Origin of the sequence: Corynebacterium poyangense (assembly GCF_014522205.1) — a bacterium.
In the GTDB taxonomy this organism is placed as follows: domain Bacteria; phylum Actinomycetota; class Actinomycetes; order Mycobacteriales; family Mycobacteriaceae; genus Corynebacterium; species Corynebacterium poyangense.
Genome location: NZ_CP046884.1, coordinates 614,133 through 637,252, shown reverse-complemented (window position 1 = coordinate 637,252; position 23,120 = coordinate 614,133). Strand labels below are relative to the sequence as shown.

At 53.2% G+C, this 23,120-nt stretch carries 17 protein-coding genes; 7 read left to right on the top strand and 10 right to left on the bottom strand.

Annotation, left to right across the window (positions count from 1 at the left end; all coding sequences use genetic code 11):
- Positions 1–163: 163 nt before the first annotated feature.
- Positions 164–2,044, bottom strand: coding sequence for an FAD-binding monooxygenase (locus GP475_RS03025; RefSeq protein ID WP_187975760.1), 1,881 nt, complete (start codon positions 2,042–2,044; stop codon positions 164–166).
- A gap of 70 nt (positions 2,045–2,114) precedes the next feature.
- Positions 2,115–3,497, bottom strand: coding sequence for an MFS transporter (locus GP475_RS03020; protein ID WP_223144686.1), 1,383 nt, complete (start codon positions 3,495–3,497; stop codon positions 2,115–2,117).
- A 211-nt stretch (positions 3,498–3,708) separates the two neighbouring features.
- Here GP475_RS03020 and GP475_RS03015 point away from each other — a divergent pair, with 211 nt between their 5' ends.
- From GP475_RS03015 to GP475_RS02990, 6 genes are read left to right on the top strand one after another with little or no spacing between them, the layout of a single operon-like run.
- Positions 3,709–5,172 carry a fumarylacetoacetate hydrolase family protein gene (locus tag GP475_RS03015; protein ID WP_187975183.1) on the top strand — a complete coding sequence of 488 codons (1,464 nt, stop codon included), beginning with the start codon at positions 3,709–3,711 and terminating at the stop codon, positions 5,170–5,172.
- The gene (locus GP475_RS03010; RefSeq protein ID WP_187975182.1) at positions 5,169–5,840 is read left to right on the top strand and encodes a GntR family transcriptional regulator; all 672 of its coding nucleotides are present in this window, start codon (positions 5,169–5,171) and stop codon (positions 5,838–5,840) included. The genes GP475_RS03015 and GP475_RS03010 overlap by 4 nt, the downstream gene beginning before the upstream one ends.
- A 45-nt stretch (positions 5,841–5,885) precedes the next feature.
- The gene (gene hpaE, locus GP475_RS03005) at positions 5,886–7,409 is read left to right on the top strand and encodes a 5-carboxymethyl-2-hydroxymuconate semialdehyde dehydrogenase (protein WP_187975181.1); all 1,524 of its coding nucleotides are present in this window, start codon (positions 5,886–5,888) and stop codon (positions 7,407–7,409) included.
- A 33-nt stretch (positions 7,410–7,442) separates the two neighbouring features.
- Positions 7,443–8,531, top strand: coding sequence for a 3,4-dihydroxyphenylacetate 2,3-dioxygenase (gene hpaD / locus GP475_RS03000; RefSeq protein ID WP_187975180.1), 1,089 nt, complete (start codon positions 7,443–7,445; stop codon positions 8,529–8,531).
- Positions 8,532–8,540: 9 nt separating this feature from the next.
- Positions 8,541–9,326, top strand: a complete 786-nt coding sequence (hpaH, locus tag GP475_RS02995) for a 2-oxo-hept-4-ene-1,7-dioate hydratase (protein ID WP_187975179.1) — start codon at positions 8,541–8,543, stop codon at positions 9,324–9,326.
- Positions 9,311–10,084 carry an HpcH/HpaI aldolase family protein gene (locus GP475_RS02990; protein ID WP_187975178.1) on the top strand — a complete coding sequence of 258 codons (774 nt, stop codon included), beginning with the start codon at positions 9,311–9,313 and terminating at the stop codon, positions 10,082–10,084. The genes hpaH and GP475_RS02990 overlap by 16 nt, the downstream gene beginning before the upstream one ends.
- Before the next feature lie 96 nt (positions 10,085–10,180).
- Here GP475_RS02990 and GP475_RS02985 read toward each other — a convergent pair whose 3' ends face one another.
- From GP475_RS02985 to prpD, 4 genes are all read right to left on the bottom strand, one after another.
- The gene (locus GP475_RS02985) at positions 10,181–13,624 is read right to left on the bottom strand and encodes a pyruvate carboxylase (protein ID WP_262485224.1); all 3,444 of its coding nucleotides are present in this window, start codon (positions 13,622–13,624) and stop codon (positions 10,181–10,183) included.
- 199 nt (positions 13,625–13,823) lie between these two features.
- Positions 13,824–14,978, bottom strand: a complete 1,155-nt coding sequence (locus GP475_RS02980; protein ID WP_187975176.1) for a bifunctional 2-methylcitrate synthase/citrate synthase — start codon at positions 14,976–14,978, stop codon at positions 13,824–13,826.
- 18 nt (positions 14,979–14,996) lie between these two features.
- On the bottom strand, positions 14,997–15,920 hold the full coding sequence (gene prpB / locus GP475_RS02975) for a methylisocitrate lyase (RefSeq protein ID WP_187975175.1): 924 nt from the start codon (positions 15,918–15,920) through the stop codon (positions 14,997–14,999).
- A gap of 3 nt (positions 15,921–15,923) precedes the next feature.
- On the bottom strand, positions 15,924–17,423 hold the full coding sequence (prpD, locus tag GP475_RS02970; RefSeq protein ID WP_187975174.1) for a 2-methylcitrate dehydratase PrpD: 1,500 nt from the start codon (positions 17,421–17,423) through the stop codon (positions 15,924–15,926).
- A gap of 300 nt (positions 17,424–17,723) precedes the next feature.
- On the opposite strand from prpD, the gene GP475_RS02965 reads away from it, so the two are divergent.
- Complete coding sequence (locus GP475_RS02965; RefSeq protein ID WP_187975173.1) at positions 17,724–19,076, top strand: short-chain fatty acyl-CoA regulator family protein; 1,353 nt, start codon at positions 17,724–17,726, stop codon at positions 19,074–19,076.
- Here the strand turns inward: GP475_RS02965 and GP475_RS02960 are convergent.
- From GP475_RS02960 to upp, 4 genes are all read right to left on the bottom strand, one after another.
- On the bottom strand, positions 19,073–20,479 hold the full coding sequence (locus tag GP475_RS02960) for an NAD(P)H-quinone dehydrogenase (protein ID WP_187975172.1): 1,407 nt from the start codon (positions 20,477–20,479) through the stop codon (positions 19,073–19,075). The genes GP475_RS02965 and GP475_RS02960 overlap by 4 nt on opposite strands.
- 46 nt (positions 20,480–20,525) lie before the next feature.
- Positions 20,526–21,719: a M20 family metallopeptidase gene (locus tag GP475_RS02955; protein WP_187975171.1), complete on the bottom strand. Its 1,194-nt coding sequence runs from the start codon at positions 21,717–21,719 to the stop codon at positions 20,526–20,528.
- Positions 21,720–21,822: 103 nt separating this feature from the next.
- The gene (locus tag GP475_RS02950; RefSeq protein ID WP_187975170.1) at positions 21,823–22,293 is read right to left on the bottom strand and encodes a helix-turn-helix domain-containing protein; all 471 of its coding nucleotides are present in this window, start codon (positions 22,291–22,293) and stop codon (positions 21,823–21,825) included.
- 140 nt (positions 22,294–22,433) lie between these two features.
- Positions 22,434–23,069, bottom strand: coding sequence for a uracil phosphoribosyltransferase (gene upp / locus GP475_RS02945; RefSeq protein WP_187975169.1), 636 nt, complete (start codon positions 23,067–23,069; stop codon positions 22,434–22,436).
- Positions 23,070–23,120 lie beyond the last annotated feature (51 nt).

The following is a 23,120-nucleotide window of genomic DNA, read 5'->3' as shown; positions in this document are numbered from 1 at the left end:
TCACAACCTACTCACATCACTGCTTCGCTGCCTGTACTAGAAGTCTTCCCTCGCTGCGGCTAGGAAGAGTCACACGGGTGGGGCATGGCTTTAGCCGCGACGTGGTAGACAGCATTAGCTCCCGGGTCGATAAGGTTCGAACCGGGAGTCAACAGTGACGAAACTACTCATCCGGGAGTAAAACGCCCTGGAAGAACTCAGCGACGAGTTCTGGTTGATCTAAGGGGAAAACAGCGGCGACGTACTGGTCAGGGCGAACAATGACAACTGCACCATCACGGGAAATCCCGCGACTATCAAAGATGTCCTCATCAGGGGTAGTGCCGAAAACCTTTTCCCAGTGCTGAAGTCCGAACGGTCCAACCTTAGGGAAGAAGATGTCAGGAGCATCGAAAAGCTCGAACTCCGGGTGCTTTTGCTGATAAATAACTTTGAGGTCGAAGGTTGCATCCTCGTCCCCTTCGGACGGGGTATAAAGCTTCAGCGGAGAATTCTCGTTCTCTTTCATCCACGCTGACCAGGCCTGAACCTTAGATTCCGGCGAGGCCGGGTGGAGTTGGTCAGCGAAAACATAGATTCGCCAACGACCGTCAGCGGTAGCGTGATGCCCGAGGTGGATGAAGTTTGTGTCACACTTGCGCGCCACCTTTTCGGACTTGAAGCGTTTTCCAATCGGGAAGCCACTGGCAAGGCTTTGATAGTCCTCATTCGCCGTGATCATCGACGGACGGTATTGGGTCATAAAGCCTGCTGGAAATTCAGCAGTTCGGGTGTACCACTCAGCAACAAATCCAGGATCCTCATGTTCCCCTGGCTTAGAAGCCATCAACGACGACCATTCTTTATCAAAGTCAATGAGGTTTTGGGCAATCTCTTGACGCTCAGCCGAGTAGGTGTGGAGAAGTTCTGCAGGGGCTTTGCCGCTAATAACGTGTCCCAGCTTCCACCCCAAATTAAAACCATCTTGCATCGATACATTCATCCCTTGACCGGCCTTCGCACTGTGAGTATGGCACGCATCACCGGCGATAAATACGCGCGGAGTATGGTCTTGGGCGGTGTCGTCATGAAGGTTGTCAAAGCGGTTCGTAACCCGGTGCCCCACTTCGTACACCGAAGACCAGGCAACATTCTTTACGTCAATGTGATAGGGATGAATGATCTCATTGGCTTTGGCGATAATCTTGTCAATCGGTGTGCTCCGAATTTTGCGTTGATCATCCGGGCCCACCACACCTAGATCCACATACATTCGGAAGAGGTGGCCGCCTTCGCGGGGGATGTGAAGAATTGATCCCTTCGTGGAATGAATAGCGCACTTGGTACGAATGTCCGGGAAATCAGTGTTCGCGAGGACGTCCATGACCCCCCAGGCTTGATTGGCTTGATCTCCGTGCAGAGAACACCCGATTGCACGTCGGACACCTGAGCGCGCCCCGTCTGCCCCCAATACATACCCCGCCCGTACCTGACGCTCTTCCCCAGTTTCGACATTCTTCAACTGCACAATAACCGGATAGTCAGGTTCCTCGGTAACTTCTAAATCAAGAAACTCCCAGCCGAAATTCGGTGTCATCCGCGTTGGTGACTGAGCCATATACCGTTGAAAATAATCAAGAACCCGAGCCTGGTTGACAATCAAATGCGGAAACTCACTGATCCCGATTTCATCATCAATAGCACGGGAAGTACGGACAATATTCTCGGGATTCTGTGGATCGGGATTCCAAAAGCACATTTCGGTGAGCCAAAAGGCCTCATCGATGATCTCATTCGCAAACCCGAAAGCCTGGAAAGTTTCCACGCTTCTCGCTTGAATACCATCCGCCTGTCCAATCTCCAATCGGTGTGGCCGACGGTCAATAATACGGGTGTGGACCTCCGGGAACATGGACAACTGGGCAGCAGTAATCATCCCAGCCGGACCTGCCCCCACAATCAACACATCCATTGTGTCGGGCAGCTCAGGGTCACGGGGCATACCGACGGCTAGCGGTTGGGTCCGCGGATCCTCAGAAACATAACCGTGGTGATGGAAGTGCATATGCATGGAATATCCTTTCAGGCGTTTATGATTGAGATTTCCTAAATAGCGGGGCAAAATCGTATATTTTTTAGTCCATCTTTACTTTGGCGTAGTCCGTCGTACCGATGCCCCGCACCGGGCTGAGCCGTTGTAGTTTTTCGTGCTCTGGCCCCAGCGGAATACCTTTACGATCGCGGAGTAAGAGGATTGCCAAAAGTCCTAAGGCGGACATCGCTACGAGGTACACAGTGATCGAGGACGTGGTGCCGGTGTTTTGCAATAATGCCGTGGCGATGGTCGGCGCAAAAGCTCCACCTAAGATGGCGCCGATTGCATAGGTCACCGAAACTCCGGAAAAACGGACTGAGGCGGGGAATAGCTCAGCATAAAGTGCAGATTGCTGTCCATAGGTGAGTCCAAGGCCAATACTTAAGAGCACTAATCCGAGAGTTAAATATCCAATTGAAGCAGTATTTACTAAGGGGAAAAGTGCTAAAATACCGAGAATTTGAATGATGAAACCGATAATATAGGTGGCTCGTCTTCCAATATAATCAGAAACTATTCCAGCGAGCAGAGTAAAGACTAGCCAACTCGCGGCAGATAAGGTGACAGCATTCAAAACGTCGGATCTTTGCAAACCTATTGGTCCGGTTGGATCGGTAGCGTAATTTTGGATAAAACCACCCGTGGTCATGTAGCCTGCCGCCCCATTACCGGCAAAGACGAGGGCTAGCAAAATGACCAGCACTCCGTGACGTTTGAAGAGTTTTACTACTGGCATGTTGACGTTGCTCTTACGGGCTGCGATTTCTTCAAAAACTGGGGATTCATCCACTCCATGACGGATGAAAATTCCGACGATGATCAGGACAAAGCTGAGGAGAAACGGAACTCGCCATCCCCATTGCATGAAGGCCTCTCCCGGAGCGATATAACTCATGATTGCTAATACCCCGGAAGACATCAAAAGTCCCGCTGGGACCCCCACCTGGGGAGCTGCCCCCATGACCCCGCGTCGATGATCTGGAGCGTGTTCCACCGCCATGAGTACCGCCCCACCCCATTCTCCTCCGGCTGAGAATCCTTGAACTATGCGGAGAAAGATTAAGAGAATGGGGGCTGCTATTCCAATGGAATTATAGGTGGGAAGTAAACCAATAAGAGTAGTGGCGGAACCCATCATTATGAGGGTAATCATTAATATTTTTCGTCGTCCCCATTTGTCACCGAAATGTCCGGCTAAAACTGCCCCTAGAGGACGGAAAATAAAGCTTAATCCAACAGAAAGAAAAGCCACTAACGTTGCTGCAGCTTGACCAAGTGGAGCAAAGTGAAGTTCTTTGAAAACTAGACCCGCTGCCGCAGCGTAGAGGAAGTAGTCGTACCACTCAATCGCCGTACCGACCGTGGTGGCCGCAGAAACTCGCAGATCCTCTCTTATATTGCTTTCCCGTGACGGCGGGGCGATGGATTTCCCGGTGGGAACACTCACATTGAGTCCTTTCTGGTGAATTGCTCAAGCAGAGAAGATCTCTCTTCCGCTACCGTGCACGAGAGGCCACACCATAATGTGGCCTACAGCCTTTGATCTGCTAGAAGTGATCTTCGACACTTGCGGTCTTGACACAGATCATATACGATTTGTGTCAAACGTCAAGACCTCCAGCGGAAGGAGTTTTATGACCCCCCTTTCCGAGCTTCCTCAGCCGAGGAAAATTATTGCGGTGCATACCGCCTTTGAATCGCGGGCAGCGCAACGCGGACGCCGCCCCCAACAGCCCTCCTACTTCCTCAAGGCCCCCAGCTCTATTTCATATTCAGGAGCTAGTGTTCCCCGCCCTGAAGGCACAGAGCTTATGGCCTTTGAAGGAGAAATCGCCCTTATTATCGGGACCTCAGCTCATCGAGTGAATATGGCTGAAGCATGGCATCATGTTGGTTGGGTTACCGCCTCTAATGACCTGGGGATCTATGACTACCGGGCACAAGATAAAGGCTCCAATATCCGCTCCAAATCCCGTGATGGCTACACTCCCCTAGGCCCCTCTGCGCTACCGGCGGAGGATATTGACCCCACCGATCTGAGGATCCGTACCTGGGTTAATGGAGAGCTCGCACAAGAAGGTGGAACTACGGAGGATGATCTCATCTTTCCGCTTCCCCAATTTGTTGCGGACTTGTCTCAGCACATGACCTTGGAACCCGGAGACGTTATCCTATGCGGCACTCCAGCTGGTTCTACCGTTGTCCAGCCTGGTGATGTGGTGGAGATCGAAGTCGATGTGGTGAGCACGGGTGTTTCCACTGGAAAACTAAAAACTGTCATCACTGAAGAAGCCGGAGATTTTGATCCTGCACTCGGGATGCTGCCTCAGATAGATGATAAGCAACGTGAGGAAGCCTGGGGTTCACGGGAAGCTGCTGGGTTGGCGTCGAACCCACACGCTTTATCGCAAGAGCTCAAAGAAAAACTCCTCGCTGCTCCTACGGCCGGGTTATCGGCTCAGTTGCGCGCACGCGGCTTGAATAACGTGGTTATTGAGGGTGTGTATCCCCAAACTCCAGGGACGAAACTAGTCGGAGTGGCAGCCACGCTGAGGTTTCTTCCGAATCGGGAAGATTTATTCCGTAGTCACGGCGGGGGCTTTAATGCCCAAAAACGCGCCTTCGATGCTGTGCAGCCCGGTGAGGTCCTTGTTATCGAGGGACGCGGTGAACCGGGATCTGCCACGCTCGGCGATGTTCTAGCACTGCGAGCTCAACAACGAGGAGCAGCCGGCGTAGTCACTGACGGCGGGGTTCGAGACTACGCAGCGGTACAAGATATTGGCCTTCCCGTATTCTGCGGCAATCCCCACCCAGCGGTATTGGGCCGCAAACACGTGCCTTGGGATTCTAATATCGCTATTTCCTGCGGAAATGCCACTATCCTCCCCGGGGATATCATTGTTGGCGATGATGACGGGGTCATTGTCATTCCGCGCGATCTCGTAGCCGAGGTAGTAGAGGGAGCCTTGGCTAAGGAGCGCGAAGATGAATGGGTGGCAGCACGCGTAGCTGAAGGACATTCCATCGACGGTCTCTTTCCTCCGACCGGAAAATGGAAGGAGGAATACCAGCGCTGGCTGGAGAACAACTCATGATCTCGCCCGAAGATCCGCGTTTCAGTGGGATGAATAAGTCTGAACGGGCCTATCATTTGCTCAAAGAACGAATCACCCGCAATGAATATGCCCCAGGACATCGCCTCGTGCTGTCGACCCTGGCAGACACCTTAGGCTCAAGCGTAGTCCCGGTGAGGGAAGCAATTCGCCGCCTAGAGGCGGAAGGGCTGGTGGATTACGTACCGAACGTCGGACCACGAGTAGCTATGGTTAACGACCATATGTATGTCGATTGTATGCAGCTCACCGCTATTTTAGAGGGCGCTGCTACCGCCCTTGCTGCGCCATATATGCAAGAGCCGGAATTGGCGAAGGCCCGCGAGCTTAATGAAAAAATGCAGATGAGTCTCGGAGCCTTTGATCCACGGGAATTCACCACTCTCAATCGCAAATTTCATCAGACCCTCTTTAAGCGGTGCCCTAATCAGGATTTAGTGGAACTGATCGAAGTGCAGTGGGAGAGATTGAACTACCTGAGAGAATCAACATTCGCGTTTGTTCCGGACCGTGCCGAAACCTCCGTGGCAGAACACGAAAAGCTGCTGGCCATGATTAGTGCCGGGGCGGATCCGGAATATATCGAAAAATTAGCGAGGCAGCATCGGCTTCACACCTTGGAGAAGTATCTCCAAGCGAGGAATCAATAAACCCGCAACCGTTTTCACTGCTTTTAGTTTGTTTAAGGAGAATCCATGACCACCAACAGTGACCACGCCCAGGCTCAACCCCACGATCTGCCGGAGAAGATTCAACACTATATTGGCGGTGCCTTTGTTGACTCCATTGATGGGGACACTTTTGAGGTCTTAGATCCGGTTACTAACCAGCCCTATATTACGGCGGCATCGGGCAAAGAGGCTGATATCAATGCCGCGGTAGAGGCCGCAAAAAAGGCATTTCAGGAGGGGCCTTGGCCGCGGATGTTACCTCGTGAGCGTTCCAGGGTGTTGCACCGGATTGCTGACATTGTGGAATCCCGCGAAGATGTTCTTGCGGCCTGGGAGTCCTACGACTCTGGTTTACCTATTACACAAGCCAAAGGCCAAGCTCGACGCGCCGCGGAAAACTTCCGATTCTTCGCGGACCTCATCGTGGCTCAATCAGATGATGTTTTCAAAGTTCCGGGACGCCAAGTTAACTACGTCAACCGCAAGCCTATCGGGGTAGCGGGGTTGATTACTCCGTGGAACACCCCGTTCATGCTGGAGTCCTGGAAACTCGCCCCAGCCATTGCCACCGGCAACTGCGTGGTCCTCAAACCAGCAGAATTTACTCCCCTCTCAGCCCAATTATGGGCCGGAATTTTTGAGGAGGCAGGCCTCCCCAAAGGCGTGTTCAACCTTGTTAATGGCTTCGGCGAAGAAGGATTCGCTGGCGATCCCCTTGTCAAGCACCCAGATGTGCCGCTGATCTCCTTCACTGGAGAGTCCCGGACTGGACAGATTATTTTCGCCAATGCGGCACCCCACCTCAAAGGTTTGTCCATGGAGCTCGGCGGAAAATCCCCAGCCATCATCTTTGATGACGCTGACCTGGAAGAAGCCATCAACGCAACCATTTTCGGCGTGTTTTCCCTGAATGGAGAACGCTGCACCGCCGGGTCACGGATTCTGGTTCAACGCTCTATCTATGAGGAATTCGTTGACCGCTACGCCGCTCAAGCTCGACGCGTCCGCGTGGGTCTGCCCAGTGACCCAGCTACTGAAGTAGGGGCGCTCGTCCATCCGGAGCACTATGACAAAGTGACCTCCTATATTGAGATCGGAAAGAAAGAAGCTCGGTTAGTAGCTGGAGGTGGACGTCCCGAAGGTTTTGACACAGGTAATTTCGTCGAGCCTACTGTTTTTGCCGACGTCTCCCCTGACGCACGAATTTTCCAAGAAGAAATCTTCGGCCCCGTCGTTGCCATTACACCTTTTGACACCGAAGAAGAAGCCCTCGAACTAGCTAATAACACCAAGTACGGGTTAGCCGCCTACCTATGGACCGCTGATTTGAAGCGAGCCCACAATTTTGCTCAAGCCATCGAAGCAGGAATGGTGTGGTTGAACTCCAATAATGTTCGTGACCTGCGGACCCCCTTCGGCGGTGTGAAAGCCTCCGGGCTGGGTCACGAAGGTGGATATCGCTCCATTGATTTCTATACCGACCAACAAGCCGTCCACATCAACCTCGGAAAAGTCCATAACCCGGTGTTTGGCAAAGCCCAAAGCTAGCCCGCACCTGACTGCCTTGAAGGAGACATCGCCATGACTGACACCTCCGCCGCCATCGCTCCGGATATTCTACGTTGTGCATATATGGAAATTGTGGTCACTGACCTGCAACGTTCCCGTGAATTCTACGTGGATGTCCTAGGTTTAGTGGTCACTGAGGAAACCGAAACAGAGATTTATCTTCGCAGCCTAGAAGAATTTATCCACCACAATATTGTGCTGCGTCAGGGTCCGGAAGCTGCCGTCGCAGTTTTTAGTTATCGAGTACGAACCCCCGAAGACGTCGACCGTGCTGAGGCTTTCTACCAGGCTCGCGGTTGCCGTACGGAACGGCGCAAAGACGGCTTTGTCAAGGGAATCGGTGACTCGGTGCGCGTAGAAGATCCCCTCGGTTTCCCCTATGAATTCTTCTATGAAGTAGAACATGTGGAGCGCCTGGCATGGCGCTATGACCTCTACACCCCTGGAGCCCTCGTACGCCTCGACCACTTCAACCAGGTAACTCCGGATGTGCCTTCAGCGTGCACATACATGGAGGAATTAGGATTCCGGATCACCGAAGATATTCAAGATGATGAAGGAACCATCTACGCGGCGTGGATGCGACGCAAACCCACCGTTCACGATACGGCTATGACCGGTGGAGACGGGCCGCGTATGCATCACATTGCCTTTGCCACCCATGAAAAGCACAATATCCTCGCTATCTGCGACAAGCTCGGTGCGTTGCGGCTGTCGGATCACATTGAACGTGGCCCTGGCCGGCACGGAGTGTCCAATGCTTTCTACCTATATCTTCGGGATCCAGATGGCCACCGGATAGAAATCTATACCCAAGATTATTACACCGGTGACCCGGATAACCCCGCCGTTCACTGGGATGTCCATGACAACCAGCGTCGAGATTGGTGGGGAACCCCGGTGGTGCCCTCGTGGTACACCGACGCTTCCCGGGTCCTTGACCTCGATGGCAATCTAGTACCGCTCACCCAACGCACGGACGCTTCAGAGATGGAAGAAACTATCGGCGCAGATGGTTTTTCCTATACCCGACGCGAAGAGGGCGAAGCATCCATGCCCACCTGGAAACAAGGCGAGTACAAGCTCGGCCACCAAATGTAGGAGGTTTCTGTGCTTGACGACAGTCTTATCACCCAGATCGCCGATGATCTCGCCGAGGCCGAACGTGAGCGGAGGATGATCCCCCTGCTGACAGCTCGCTTCCCAGACATGACGGTCGAGGACTCCTACCGTGTGCAAAATGAATGGCGTCGGCGCGGCGAGGCAGCTGGGCGTCGACTCATCGGCCGGAAAATCGGGCTGACTTCTCGACCCATGCAGGAAGCCACGGGAATTACCGAACCAGATTATGGCACGATTTTCGCCGACATGGTCTATGAAAATGGATCAGAAATTGAGCACGCGCAATTCTCTAATGTCCGTGTGGAAGTAGAACTAGGGTTTCTTCTCAAAGAACCCCTATCCGGCCCCAACATCACCCTTTTTGATGTGCTCCGGGCAACCGAGTACGTCACCCCGGCGTTGGAGATTTTGTCCTCCCGCATTGAAATGAAGGATCGCACCATCGTCGACACCATTAGCGACAACGCAGCTATGGGAGCAATGGTCTGGGGTGGGCGGCCAGTGAGCGTAGATGCTGTGGACCTTCGCTGGGTTTCCGCGCTGCTCTACCGCAACGAAAGCATCCAAGACTCAGGGGTGGCCGCAGCGGTGTTAAACCATCCGGCAACTGGTGTAGCGTGGCTTGCCAATAAACTTGCTGACCACGGCGATAGTCTCAATGCCGGGGACTTTATCCTAGCTGGATCTTTCACCCGACCCATGTGGGTACACCAGGGAGACACCGTTCTTGCCGACTACGGTCCATTGGGGACGGTGTCATGTCGCTTCATTTAGCTCCCCCTTTTCCTCACCTATTCGACGCCTCCGACCGCCCTAAAACAGGCCTATGGATTTGCTCCGGGTCTCCTACTGCTGCCGAGATTATCGGCGGATCCGGGTGCGATTGGGTTCTCATTGATGGTGAGCACTCCCCTATCACCGTGGAAAAAACTCTTAGCCTCTTACAGGCAGTGGCCGCCTATCCGGTGGTGCCGGTGGTGAGAGTCCCGGTCAACGACACTGTGCTCATTAAACAATTCCTGGATCTTGGTGCGCAAAACATCATGGTTCCTATGGTTCACACAGCAGAAGATGCCCGACGCGCAGTAGCCGCCATGCATTATCCGCCGCGAGGAGTACGCGGCGTAGGTAGTGCTTTGGCCCGTTCTTCTCGCTGGAACTTAGTGGATAACTACTTAGCTCACGCCGCCGAGAGCATCAGTTTAATTGTCCAAATAGAATCCGCAGAGGCCGTCTCCCAGGCCGCTGAGATTGCTGGAACAGAAGGTGTTGACGCACTGTTCATCGGGCCGTCAGATCTGGCTGCGTCCATGGGATATCTTGGCCAGCAAACCCACCCGGAGGTTCTGGACAACGTTCGCCGAACCATTGCGGCAGCTAAAGAAGCCAGGGTCGTAGTGGGGGTCAACTGTTTTAATCTTGAACAAGCCCGCAGCTATGCCGAACAAGGCGTGGACTTCATCGCTATCGGCGCCGATGTGCAAATCTTAGCGAGCGGTTCTCAAGCTATGTTAGCGAAGTTTAACTCCTAGACATCAGCCTCAGATCGAACCCCACAGGGGTGAGGAAGAGCCCGGAGAAGATTTTCCACTCTCCGGGCTCTTCTTGTGGTGTGGTTCAGCTGTTCTTTAGGACTTCACCACCACAATAAGGTCTCCACCTTCAACCTTGGTGGGTTGATTGAGCACCACCCTTTCAATGGTTCCGTCGACCGGAGTGGTGATTGTGGCTTCCATCTTCATTGCTTCAATGACCGCAACCGGATCGCCTGCTTTCACCTCAGCTCCTTGATCAATGGTCACCTTCACCACACCAGCAAATGGTGCGGCAACATGTCCGGGATTAGCTGGGTCCGCTTTTTCAACATCCGCAGTCACAGACTCAACTGACCGGTCCCGAACCGTGAGGGGGCGGATCTGGCCGTTGACGTTCAAGACCACACGTCGAACACCTTTGTCGTCAGGTTCACCCACCGCATCGAGGCGAACGACCATGGGTGGATTGTCACTGTGGGCAAATCGGATGACGTTTTCCTCACCTTCTTTAAGGCCGTAGAAGAAAACACGATCATCCAAAGCAGAGGTATCCCCGAAAATCCGACGATGCTCATCGAACTCTGCCGCTTGCTTGGGGAACAACAGTCGATCCAGTGCCTTGCGGCGCACCTTGTGATCTTCATCCTGCAGGTTCTTGGCTTCTTCTTCGGGAACTTCTACCAACGTGGTGCTTTGCTCCGCGCGACCAGCCAAGGCTTTATCGCGCAGCAGCGGCCAACCACCGGGAGGAGTGCCCAATTCTCCGCGCAGGAAAGAGATCACTGAATCTGGAATGTCGTACTTTTGGGGATCCATAGCGAAGTCATCTGGATCAACTCCAGCCCCCACCAGATGCAGAGCTAGGTCTCCTACCACCTTGGACGACGGTGTCACCTTGGTGGGGCGACCCAGCATCTTGTTGACCGCAGCATAATTATCCTCGATCAACTCGAAGCGATCCCCCAGCCCCAGAGCATTAGCTTGGGTCCGCAGGTTAGAAAGCTGACCACCTGGAATCTCATGCTGATACACCCGTCCCGTAGGCCCGGGAACTCCTGACTCAAAAGGAGCATAGAGCTGGCGAACAGCTTCCCAATAGGGTTCCAAATCACCGACTGCTTTCAGGGACAAACCTGTATCACGCTCAGTATTAGCAAATGCCGCGACAATTGCAGACAACGAAGGCTGAGAAGTCGTCCCAGCGAGTGGGGCGCTCGCGCCATCGACCGCATCTGCTCCGGCGTTAGCTGCTGCCAAATAGGTGGCAAGCTGTCCGCCGGCGGTGTCATGGGTATGCACATGAATGGGGAGATCAAATTCCTGACGCAACGCAGAAACCAAGGTTGAGGCTGCTGCCGGTCGCATCAGCCCAGCCATATCTTTAATGGCCAGAATATGGGCACCAGCATTAACGATCTTTTCCGCCAGACGCAGATAATAATCCAAGGTATAGAGGTCTTCATTGGGGTCCATGAGGTTACCCGAATAGGCCATTGCCACCTCAGCCACCGTGGTATTTGTTTCTAACACCGCATCAATAGCTGGCCGCATTTGCTCCACATCATTGAGTGCATCGAAAATCCGGAAAATATCAATCCCGGAATCTGCTGCCTCCTGGACAAAAGCTTTCGTCACGCTCTCTGGATACGGGGTGTATCCCACAGTATTTCGACCACGCAACAACATCTGAATATTGACGTTGGGCATCGCGGTGCGCAATTCATCGAGACGTTCCCACGGATCCTCGAACAGGAAACGCATAGCTACGTCATAGGTTGCCCCTCCCCAGGCTTCTACGGAGAAAAGCTGCGGAGTTAAACGTCCGACGTGCTTAGCAGCTGCCACCAACGCTGAGGTGCGAATCCGCGTCGCCAGCAAGGATTGATGCGCATCCCGGAAAGTCGTATCAGTGATGCCCAAAGCACTTTGCTGCCGCAATTTCTCAGCAAACTTCTTGGGCCCAAGCTCAAGGAGATCATCACGCGACCCTCGCGGTAAAGGCTCATCCTCCACCAACGGCGGCAGTTTCGTTTTTGGCCGCAGATCAGTAGGCCGCTCCCCGTGTGGTTTATTCACCGTAACATCAGCCAAATAATCTAAGAGCCGGCCCGGCTCATCATCAGCCCCCGGGGAGGATAATAGCCACGGATGGTCAGCAATAAAGTTCGTGGAAATCCGCTTGGTCTTGAAATCTTCTTCGCGCAAGAGCGCCCGAAGGAAACCAATATTGGTAGCCACACCAGAAATAGTGAACTCCGCTAAAGCACGCTGAGCACGAATAACTGCGGTAGCGAAATCAGAGCCACGGCACGTCATCTTCACCAGCATGGAGTCAAAGTTCGGGGAGATTTCACCACCTAAGCTGGCGGCACCATCAAGTCGAACACCGGCACCGCCCGGTGAGCGATAAGCCGTGATGGTGCCTGTGTCAGGCCGGAAACCATTGGCTGGATCTTCCGTCGTGATGCGGCATTGCAGGGCAGCCCCATGCAGCTCAATTTTCTCTTGAGACAAGCCCAGGTCTTCGAGACTTGCACCGGCAGCAATCCGAAGTTGAGATTTCACCAAATCTACCGAGGTGACTTCTTCAGTAACGGTGTGCTCTACCTGGATACGCGGGTTCATCTCAATGAACACATGGTTGCCGTCCTCATCCACGAGAAACTCAACCGTCCCGGCGCCCCGGTAATTGATGGACTGACAAAAAGCGACGGCATCGGCACAAATTCGATCTCGAAGCTCTGGATCTAGATGCTGTGCCGGAGCAATTTCAACCACCTTTTGATGGCGGCGCTGCAAAGAACAATCCCGCTCATATAGGTGGATGACATTGCCATAGTCATCTCCGAGGATTTGCACCTCGATATGTTGTGGGTTGATGACAGCTCGTTCAATATAAACGTGCCCATCACCAAAGGCTGCTTCGGCCTCTCGGGAAGCCTCTGCTGCCAAGGCAGCTACATCTTCCGGCTTCTCGATAAACCGCATACCGCGGCCACCACCACCGGCAACTGCTTTCACGAAGATAGGGAAAGTGAAATCTTTCGCTATCTCGACGAGCTCATCAACATCTGTTGAGGGGGCAGAGTCACCAAGTGTCGGTAGACCTGCTTCCTTAGCGGCTTCCACGGCTCGGGCTTTGTCACCGGTCAATTCCAGTGTTTCCGCTCGAGGTCCAACAAAAACAATTCCGTTTTCTTCACATTCGCGTGCTAACCGGGAATTTTCTGATAAGAATCCATAGCCGGGGTAGATAGCATTCGCCCCAGTTTTCTTTGCCGCACGGATGATTTCATCAATATCTAAATAGGCCTTGACGGGCGAACCTTCTTCACCAATTCTTACCGCCTCTGACGCGAAGGAACGGTGAAAGGAACTGCGGTCTTCTTTGGGATATACCGCCACAGTTTGCGCTCCGGTTTCCACAGCGGCCCGGAATGCCCGTACGGCGATCTCGCCGCGATTGGCGACAAGCACCTTTTTGAAGGATGGGAGGACTGGCTTTTCCACAGAAGTGGTCCTTTCCGCATTGCGCACCCACTGGATGCGCGGGGTTCAGGGGAATGAATAAGCTTTAAAGAGCTATCTATTTATAAGGGCAAAAGCGGGTATTCTACTTTCTCCTTATTGACTTTAGTATTTTTAGCGAAAAAACCGCCGGGTGGGACCTTCAAAGCCCACCCGGCGGCTATCTTGAGGGAAAGAGGCACACCGGGTGCGCCTAGACCTCGTTTGCTTAGTCGATGGACTTCGCAGGTACAGAGCGCTGATCCGGGCCGTTGTAGGCAGAAAGCGGGCGAATCAGAGAGTTGTTTTCATTTTGCTCGATGATGTGAGCGGTCCATCCGGTAATCCGGGCCATCACGAAGATGGGAGTGAAGAATTCCACTTCGAAACCAAGCAGATGATAAGCGGGGCCGGAGGGGAAATCCAGATTCGGCATGATGTGAATGGATGTGTTGTCATACATGGTCTTTGCCATGATGTCGTACATCTCCACCCACTTTTCGCCACCGTGGCGCTCAGCTACCTCACGGAAAGCAGCCTCCATGGTGGGAACACGGGAGTCACCCTTCTTATAAACGCGGTGACCGAACCCCATGACCAGCTCTTTGTTAGCGAGCTTATTCTTCACCCACTCTTCAGCCTTCGCCGGATCTCCGATCTCCAGCATATTGTGCATCACAGCTTCATTAGCACCACCGTGGAGCGGGCCTTTGAGAGCGCCGATAGCACCGGTTACTGCGGAGTAGGTATCCGACATCGTGGAGGTGATGACTCGAGCGGTGAACGTGGAGGCATTGAAGGAGTGCTCTGCGTAGAGAATCAGAGACTTATCAAAGGCCTCAATGTCTGCACGATTATTAGCCGGAGAACCTTCTTCTTTGCCAAAGACCATGTAGAGGAAGTTCTCTGCGAATCCCATCTTGGTGTCGGGTTCAAGATATCCCTCACCGCGACGGCGACGAATATCCAAAGCAACCACAGTAGGCAGTTTTGCCATCAGCTCCAATGAGGTCCGACGGATATGGTCGGAATCCTTGGTATAAGACTCTGGATCCTGAGCACCGATATAGGAGACAGCGGAACGGAGTACGTCCATGGGATGGCAGCTCAGCGGCATGGACATCACCAAGTCAATGAGGCCGCGATCAATGTGACGCAAAGCCTTTTCCCGAATCGAGAACCGGCGAAGTTCTTCAGTACTAGGCAGTTCACCATTCCACAAGAGGTAAGCAACCTCTTCAAAAGTGCAGTAGCGAGCTAGCTCCTGAACGGGGTAGCCCTGGTAGAGCAGAGAGTTAGTTTCCGGATTGACCTTGGAAATTGCGGTGTAATCAGCAACAACACCGGCTAAACCACGACGGATTTCTGGGGCTTCATTAGACATTATAGAGTCCTTTCAGAATTAGTTATTAGGGTCGTAAGTATCCACCGAATAAGTGAAAACTTGCTGGTCAAAAGCGTTGTATTCTTCATAACGCAGCAATTCATACAAACGGGAACGGTGCTGCATCCGGTCGATCCACCCAGTTTGAGTACCGGTCTCGTCAATCTCCTTGAGAGCTTCTTCAACCTGCCCCATGGCAATGCGCAATGTGGTCACCGGGTAGATCACTGCGTTATAACCAATGTCTTGCAGAGTTTGAGCACTTAATAATTCGGTCTTACCAAACTCAGTCATGTTGGCAAGCAACGGAACATCAACGGCTGCGCGGAATTTTTCGAACTCCTCCGGCTTATGCAAAGCTTCGGTGAAGATCAAATCTGCTCCGGCATCGGCATAAGCCTTCGCGCGTTCGATAGCAGAATCAATTCCCTCAACTCCAGCTGCATCAGTCCGGGCACAAATCACGAAGTTCTCATCTCGGCGCTCATTAACCGCAGCAGTGAGGCGTCGGACCATTAACTCCGTAGGAACAACTTCCTTGCCATCTAGATGTCCGCAACGCTTAGGGTTAACTTGATCTTCAAAATGGCAACCGGCAATACCTGCATCTTCGAATTCGCTGACCGTACGGGCTGCGGACATCGGCTCACCAAAACCGGTATCTGCATCAACCATCACCGGCAAATCTGTGGGGCGAGCAATTTGTCGTGCCCGGTGTGCCACCTCGGTCAGCGTGGTAAGACCGATATCCGGCAGAGCCAGATCGGCGGCAACCACGGCGCCCGATACGTAGACGCCCTCAAAACCTGCCTCTTGAATGGCTCGCGCCACCAAGGGAGAAAAGGCACCCGGTAGTCGCTGAATAGAACCGGAATTTAATCCTTCACGCAGTCTCTTACGACGATCAGTTGGGCTAACGGTACTAGAATATAGACCCGACATTGCTTAAAGCAGTCCTTCCGGGGTTTCAGGGGCTTTTGCAAGAACATCGTCATCCAGCTCAATATTGAGCTGGCGCAAATCATCCAAGTCTGGTAGTGACTGAACAGCATCCAAGAAGCGGTTCTGCTCCGATTCAGAGACAATTCCCTCAGCCAAAGTGCGGAACTTCTGAATATACTGTTCCCGAGCAAAAGGACGAGCACCCAAGGGGTGAGCATCAGCCACAGCCAGCTCGTCTTCAATCACCGTGCCATCTTTCATCGTGATGACAGCACGTGCGCCAAACGCTTTCTCATTGGGATCATCAGAATGGTAGCGGCGAGTCCACTCCGGGTCCTCCACCGTGGAAATCTTCTTCCACAGCTCAATGGTTTCGGGACGGTGTGCCCGCTCTGGCGCATAAGAACGCTCATGATGCCACTCTCCATCTTCCAGCGCCACCGCAAAGATATACATGATGGAGTGATCCAGAGTTTCCCGAGACGCATCCGGATCAAATTTCTGCGGATCATTAGATCCGGTACCAATCACATAATGGGTGTGGTGGCTGGTGTGGAGAACAATGGACTCAATTTGAGAGAAATCACTGATTCGTTCCCTCATCCGGCGAGCCAAATCGATGGGAGCCTGGGACTGGTATTCGGCCGAGTGCTCCTTGGTGAATGTTGCTAGAATCGCGCGCTTTTCCTCACCTTCAGCAGGCAGCGGCACGGTGTACTCGTGGTCCGGGCCAGCCAAAAGCCACGCAATAACGCCGTCCTCACCTTCCCAGATAGGAGCCGGTGCACCTTCACCTCGCATCGCGCGATCTACTGCTTCAATGCCCATCTTTCCAGCGAATGCCGGAGCGAAAGCCTTCCAGGAAGAAATGAGGCCTTTACGGGATTGGCGAGTAGCGGTGGTGGTGTGGAGAGCTTGACCAATAGCTTGATAGATGGTGTCGACATCAAGTTTCAGCAAAGTTCCGAGGCCGGCAGCTACCGACGGGCCAAGGTGGGCGACATGGTCAATTTTATGGGCGTGAAGACAAATACCACGAACCAGATCTACCTGAATCTCATAACCAGTGGCGATACCGCGGATGAGGTCTCGACCGCTGGAGCCACGATGCTGGGCCGCAGCTAAGATCGGTGGAATGTTATCGCCGGGGTGAGAATACTCCGCGGCGAGGAAGGTGTCGTGGAAATCAAGTTCCCGAACTGCGGTGCCGTTGGCCAGAGCGGCCCACTCGGCGGAGAAGCTGCCGGGGATACCAAAAACGGCGGCGCCTCCTTTGCTTACCGGGTGTGCCTCGGCCTGACGGCGAGCAACAGTAACTGGGCGACGTAGTACTGACGCCGCAGAGACCGAAGCATTATCAATGATCCGGTTGATAATCATGTCTTCGGTGTCTGCAGGAACCTCAACGGGATCGGCCGCGACCTTCGCGATCTTATAGGCGAGGTGCTCCTCATAGGGGAAATCCTCAGCTGAACGGTAGGTCCTGACCGTATGGTCGATCATGGGATGGGCCTCCTGAAAATGTTTGGAGTGATCAAAACGTCTGTCGTACAGATCATGCTAAGTCAGAAAGTGTGCCTAGTGTCACTGTAAGCATTTGCGAATTTTTGTGGCATGCCTATTCGCTGTTAGTAAAACTTGCGTAATTAGCTGGTTGAGAGGTATTTTAGAAAATTAATGGACGCATCTCACACCCTAACGGGGGCAGGATTCCGCACGCTTCACAGCACCCCTATACACCCCCAAGTTTGTGTATTGTTGCCCGCATCTATGCCCACGTCACCTTCCTGAAGGATCCCCCTGATGGCGAAAGTCTATGCCGGTGCCCGGATTCGAGCCCTTCGTTCCAGCCTCGACCTAACCCAGGTAGAAATGGCGCGTCAGTTGAGCCTTTCCACTAGCTACCTCAACCAGTTAGAAAATGACCAGCGTCCGGTAACCGTGACGGTCTTAATGAATCTCATCTCCACGTTCAAAGTGGATGCCTCATTCTTCTCCCCCGACCGTGATGCTCGACAAATCGCCGATCTCAGCGCTGCTTTCCCTTCTGTTCCCGTAGAGCAACTACGCGACTTCATCGCCCGATACCCAGAATTAGCCGATGCCGTGATTGACAGCACCCAGCATCCGTCGAACCCTAATCCTGGTCCCTTCGAACAGGTCCGAGATTTTTTCTATGACACACGGAACTATATCGATGAGCTCGACCGGCTGGGCGAAGAAAATGCTCGGGAACTCGGTCAAGCGCAGATCAGGCTTACTCGGCTAGCTTCTGCACTCGACCATGATCTTGGGGTAACCGTACGCTATCGCCGCAACGTCACTGGCCCCCGACGAGTGTTTGATTCAGAGCGCCGCGAGCTCAATGTGCGCGCTGACCTCAGCGAAGCTCAGATTTGTTTCCAACTTGCTCTTCAATACGGTTTGCTGGCCCACCGTGATCTGCTCGAAGAACTCTCAGCCGCAAGTTTCCGCGATGAAGAGGCTCGACGAGTAGCTCTGCTGGGATTAGCTCAATACTATGCCGCCGCAGTGACACTGCCTTACTCCGACTTCTTCGCCACGGCTGAAGACTATCGCTATGACATTGATCGGCTATCGCGTCACTGGGGAGCCGGGATCGAATCAATCTGCCACCGATTGTCCACGTTGCAGCGCCCGGGGTCAGTGGGAGTTCCCTTCTTCTTTGTCCGTACCGACCGGGCCGGAAATATATCCAAACGCCAATCCGCTATGAGTTTCCACTTTGCCCGAAGCGGCGGGAGCTGCCCCCTGTGGGTGATCCACCGGGCCTTTGAAACCCCGGGAAGAGTGACTCGGCAGGTGGCAGAAATGCCCGACGGGCGTCGATATTTGTGGGTTGCCCGAACAATTGCCGGCAATGTTCGGGAGTTTGGCGCACCGCGTAAAGAATTTGCCGTGGGCTTGGGATGTGACCTTAACCAGGCAGAACGATTAATCTACAGCCGGGGATTAGACCTTTCCCCAGAGTCGGCAACTCCCATCGGACCTGGTTGCGCTCGATGCGTTAGATCTCAATGTCCACAACGAGCTTTCCCTCAACAAAATCGGCCCATCGCGTTGAACTTGGATATCACCGTCGATGAGCCATACCGAACATTGCCCGCATTCCCTGGAAGCGGGAATCGGACTTAGCCTAAATCATCATGAGCAACCAGGCGTCGGGCAGCCTCAGTGATTGATCCTGATAAGGAAGGATAAACCGCAAAAGTTTCCGCTAAATCAGATACCGTCAGCTGATTCGACACAGCCACAGCAATGGGCAAAATAAGTTCAGATGCGGTGGGGGCGACCACGACACCACCGATTACGAGACCAGAATTCTTTCGGCAAAAGAGCTTGACAAAACCATGGCGCAGTGCCCGCATCTTTGCCCGGGGGTTAGTTTCTAAGGGGAGAACCACTTCTCGAGCAGAAACCTCCCCATCCATAACTTGTTTGTGGGTCACTCCTACTGAAGCGATCTCTGGGCGGGTAAACACCGCCTGAGCTACAGTCTTAAGCCGCAAAGGGGAAACACCTTCACCGAGAGCGTGATAAATAGCAATGCGGCCTTGCATGGCGGCAACCGAGGCTAAGGGGAAAAGATCGGTGCAGTCACCGGCGGCATAGACTCCGGCAACGGAGGTTCGCGAAACACGATCCACCTTAATGCGCCCCGAGGGATCTTGTTCTACCCCGACCTCAGCTAACCCAAGATCCTCTGTGTTTGGCACCGAGCCCACGGTCATCAACGCATGAGAACCCCGAATCTCTCGTTCATCTGCGGTTTTAACAATGACGCCGTTACCTTCACGCACCACGCTTTCTACTCGCGCATGTTTTTCTAGCTGCACTCCCCGCTCCGCTAGCACGGTTTCCAAGACGTCTGCGGCATCGGCATCATCATGAGGCAGAATTCGGTCACGAGAAGCCACCATCGTGACCTTGACGCCCATTTCCGCGAAGGCAGACACGAACTCCGCACCAGTGACACCTGATCCCACCACGATGAGGTGCTCTGGTAACTCTTTGAGATTATAGATTTGCTGCCAGGTTAAAATCCGCTCACCATCTGGTTCCGCTCCCGGCAAAATCCTTGGACGCGCCCCCGTAGCAATAAGCACCAAATCACATTCAATGGTCTCTTCTGTGCCATCGCTATGCTCCACCTTGATGTAGTGGGTCGTTTGCTTAGCTTTGTAATCATCAAATCGCCCGCGGCCATCAATGACCCGCACCCCAATGCGCTCCATCTGCGCGCGAATATCCTTGGATTGTTGCTGCGCTAGATCCATCACCCGCTGGTTGAGGATATCAAGATGAAGATGTGCTTCTCCGATACCTTTGTCTAAGCCCATGTCATCTGCCCGACGAAGGTCTGTTTTGATTCCCGTACCTGCAATAAAAGATTTGGAAGGAACACAGTCAAGAATGACTGCGGAGCCACCAAGGCCATGTTCCTCAATCAGGGTGATCTCCGCACCGTATTTCGCGCCGGCTAAGGCTGCCTCATAACCACCGGGGCCACCGCCAATGATGACGATTCGATTACTCAACTGTTCTCCTTGAGAGGTGTTTTGTGTTTAAGTACTAATTTTCAGCTTAATTGAGGAATTCTCCGCGGCAAGCGCTGGCCTGGTATTGGTCTACCACAGCACCAAAAAGCCGGATACCTATATCGAGGCATCGTTCATCGACCCGCAAATCTGCCTGGTGAAGGTCTTGGGGTGAGCCGCGCCCATCCCAGCACCCTAGCCTCGCCATAGATCCGGGGACGTGTTCTAAGTACCACGAGAAGTCTTCTCCCCCGGAAGATTGCGGGGCTTGGACGATAGCGCTGGGATCAATACTGCGGACTGCGTCGGCCATTAAGGCAGTAGCGACATCATCATTTTGGACTGGCGGCACCCCACGGGTATAGATCACTTCTCCATGACATCCAGTGGGGGCTAAAACCTGGTGGACGAGTTCTTCAAATTCTGGTTGAATGCTGCGCCACACCCCGATATCTGCGGTGCGGAGGGTTCCAGAGATTTCCCCTGTTTCTGGTATCGCGTTAGGGGCGTAACCAGCATTAATACTGCCGAACACCAGCACCGTTCCGGTGCGAGGGTCTACTCGTCGAGAAAATAAGCCAGGTAGATCAGTAGCTAACTTACCCAACGCATAAACAACGTCAGCACTTAAATGCGGCCGCGAACTATGCCCTCCGGGTCCAGAAACCTTGATTGTTACGATGTCAGAGGCAGAGGTGATGGCACCGACTCGAAGCCCTATTTGTCCGACTTTGAGTTTGGGTTCGACGTGAACCGCATAGATGGCACTCACATCCTCTAACGCCCCCCAGGTGATCACTTGAGGAGCCCCTCCGTCCATCACTTCTTCAGCTGGTTGGAAAATGATCCGGATTCCCCCGTCCAAATCTTCAGCGCATTCCGCTAAAGCGCAGGCAAGACCCAAACACAACGTGGCGTGGACATCATGTCCGCAGGCGTGCATAACCCCGACTTCTTGGGATTTAAATTCCACGTCGGTGGTTTCGGTAATAGGGAGCGCATCAATATCGCCCCGGAAGGCTAGGCGTGAGCCCTGGGAAGGACCTATATCGACCATCAGCCCGGTTCCAGGAAAGCGCTGAGGTTTAAGTCCGTGATCGCGTAAAACCTCAGCTAGATAATCAGTGGTCCGGTATTCCATGTTGGAAAGCTCCGGATGTGAGTGGAGGTGACGACGCCAGCCCAGAATGGTGTTGTGGTTGTGGTGGATCCACTGGTCAACTTTGGCTGCGATTCCCATCCTTCGGTGCCATCCCTTAAATAGTCCATATAAAAAACTGTGCTATCTGCTTAGGCAGTGTACTTCCAGCAGGGAAGGCTTGGTGTGCTTGACCCCACCAAAACTAAGGCGAGTGGGGATACTTTGGCGGCAACTGCCGAGTTCCCAATAAGGATATGGGCTCAGCAGCCAAGTTATCTAATTCTTCTTGGGCGGCAGAAAGAGCAGCTTGGGTATCTTCTGAATCATCCGAGGGGAACTCAACGTCGATGCCGTACCAGCGAAATTGCATTGGTCGATCTAAACCAGCATCAGTGCAGACATCGGCGACTTCGTGAACAGCACCGGGCAGCACCACAATAGGCATCACGCCTAAACCCCGAGCAATTTGATAGATCGTAGATAAGGTGGGGTTGGCTGTCCCTATTCCGTTATGATCGTTTCGCTCAAGGTTGGAAATCTGATTGCGCGAAAGATTAGCTAGCTCCGCTAATTCTTCTTGACTAAGACCCCGCCGCTTCCTTAGCTCTCGGATGTTCTCAGCGAGCTGATGCCCGTAGCTTTCCCATCGCAATTGGCTTTGTCGTTCTGCCACATTCCTAAGGGTGAACACAATACATCTGAATGTCTGCCAAATATATTGGGCATGGGGTGGGCGGTTTCGTTACCACAACAGCTAAGAGCTCACGGCGGATCAGTCAAAACCCGGGCAATGCCCTCCCCTTGTTTACTTCCTTAAAGGTCAATATTGCGCGGTCCGTAGAGTCGGTCCCCGGCGTCGCCTAGACCAGGAACAATGTAGGCATCCTCGTTGAGTTGAGGGTCAATACACGTGGTGACTAAACGCACCGGCAATCCAGAGTGTTCCAGAGCGTCCACACCGGGCTGAGCGCTAATCATGCACACCGCGGTAATATCAGTGGCTCCACGATCAGCAAGAAGCTGAAGAGCATTTAATAATGATCCACCCGTAGCAAGCATAGGGTCCACAATGAACACCGGCTGATTGGTGAGATCTGACGGTAGGGCTTCTAGATAGGGCACTGGCTGATGCGTCTTTTCATCCCGAGCTAGGCCAATAAAACCCACCTGAGCATCAGGGATCATTGATAAAGCTGGTTCAATCATGCTTAACCCGGCACGAATAATAGGAACAATGATCGGAGGGTTTTCTAATCGGGTTCCTTCCGCAACACCCACCGGTGTGGTGGTCTCAAAATTGGTGACCGGCAAATCCCGAGCAGCCTCATAGACCAGCATTGTCCCTAGATCCGCAGCAGCCGCTCGAAAAACAGAATTATCACTGCGTTCATCCCGCAAAATCGTTAAGCGAGCCAAAGCTAAGGGATGATCGACAATCTTGATTTCCATGCTGTTCATACTACTTCTTCAGCACGTTTGGGAACCGAATCCCCCGACCAT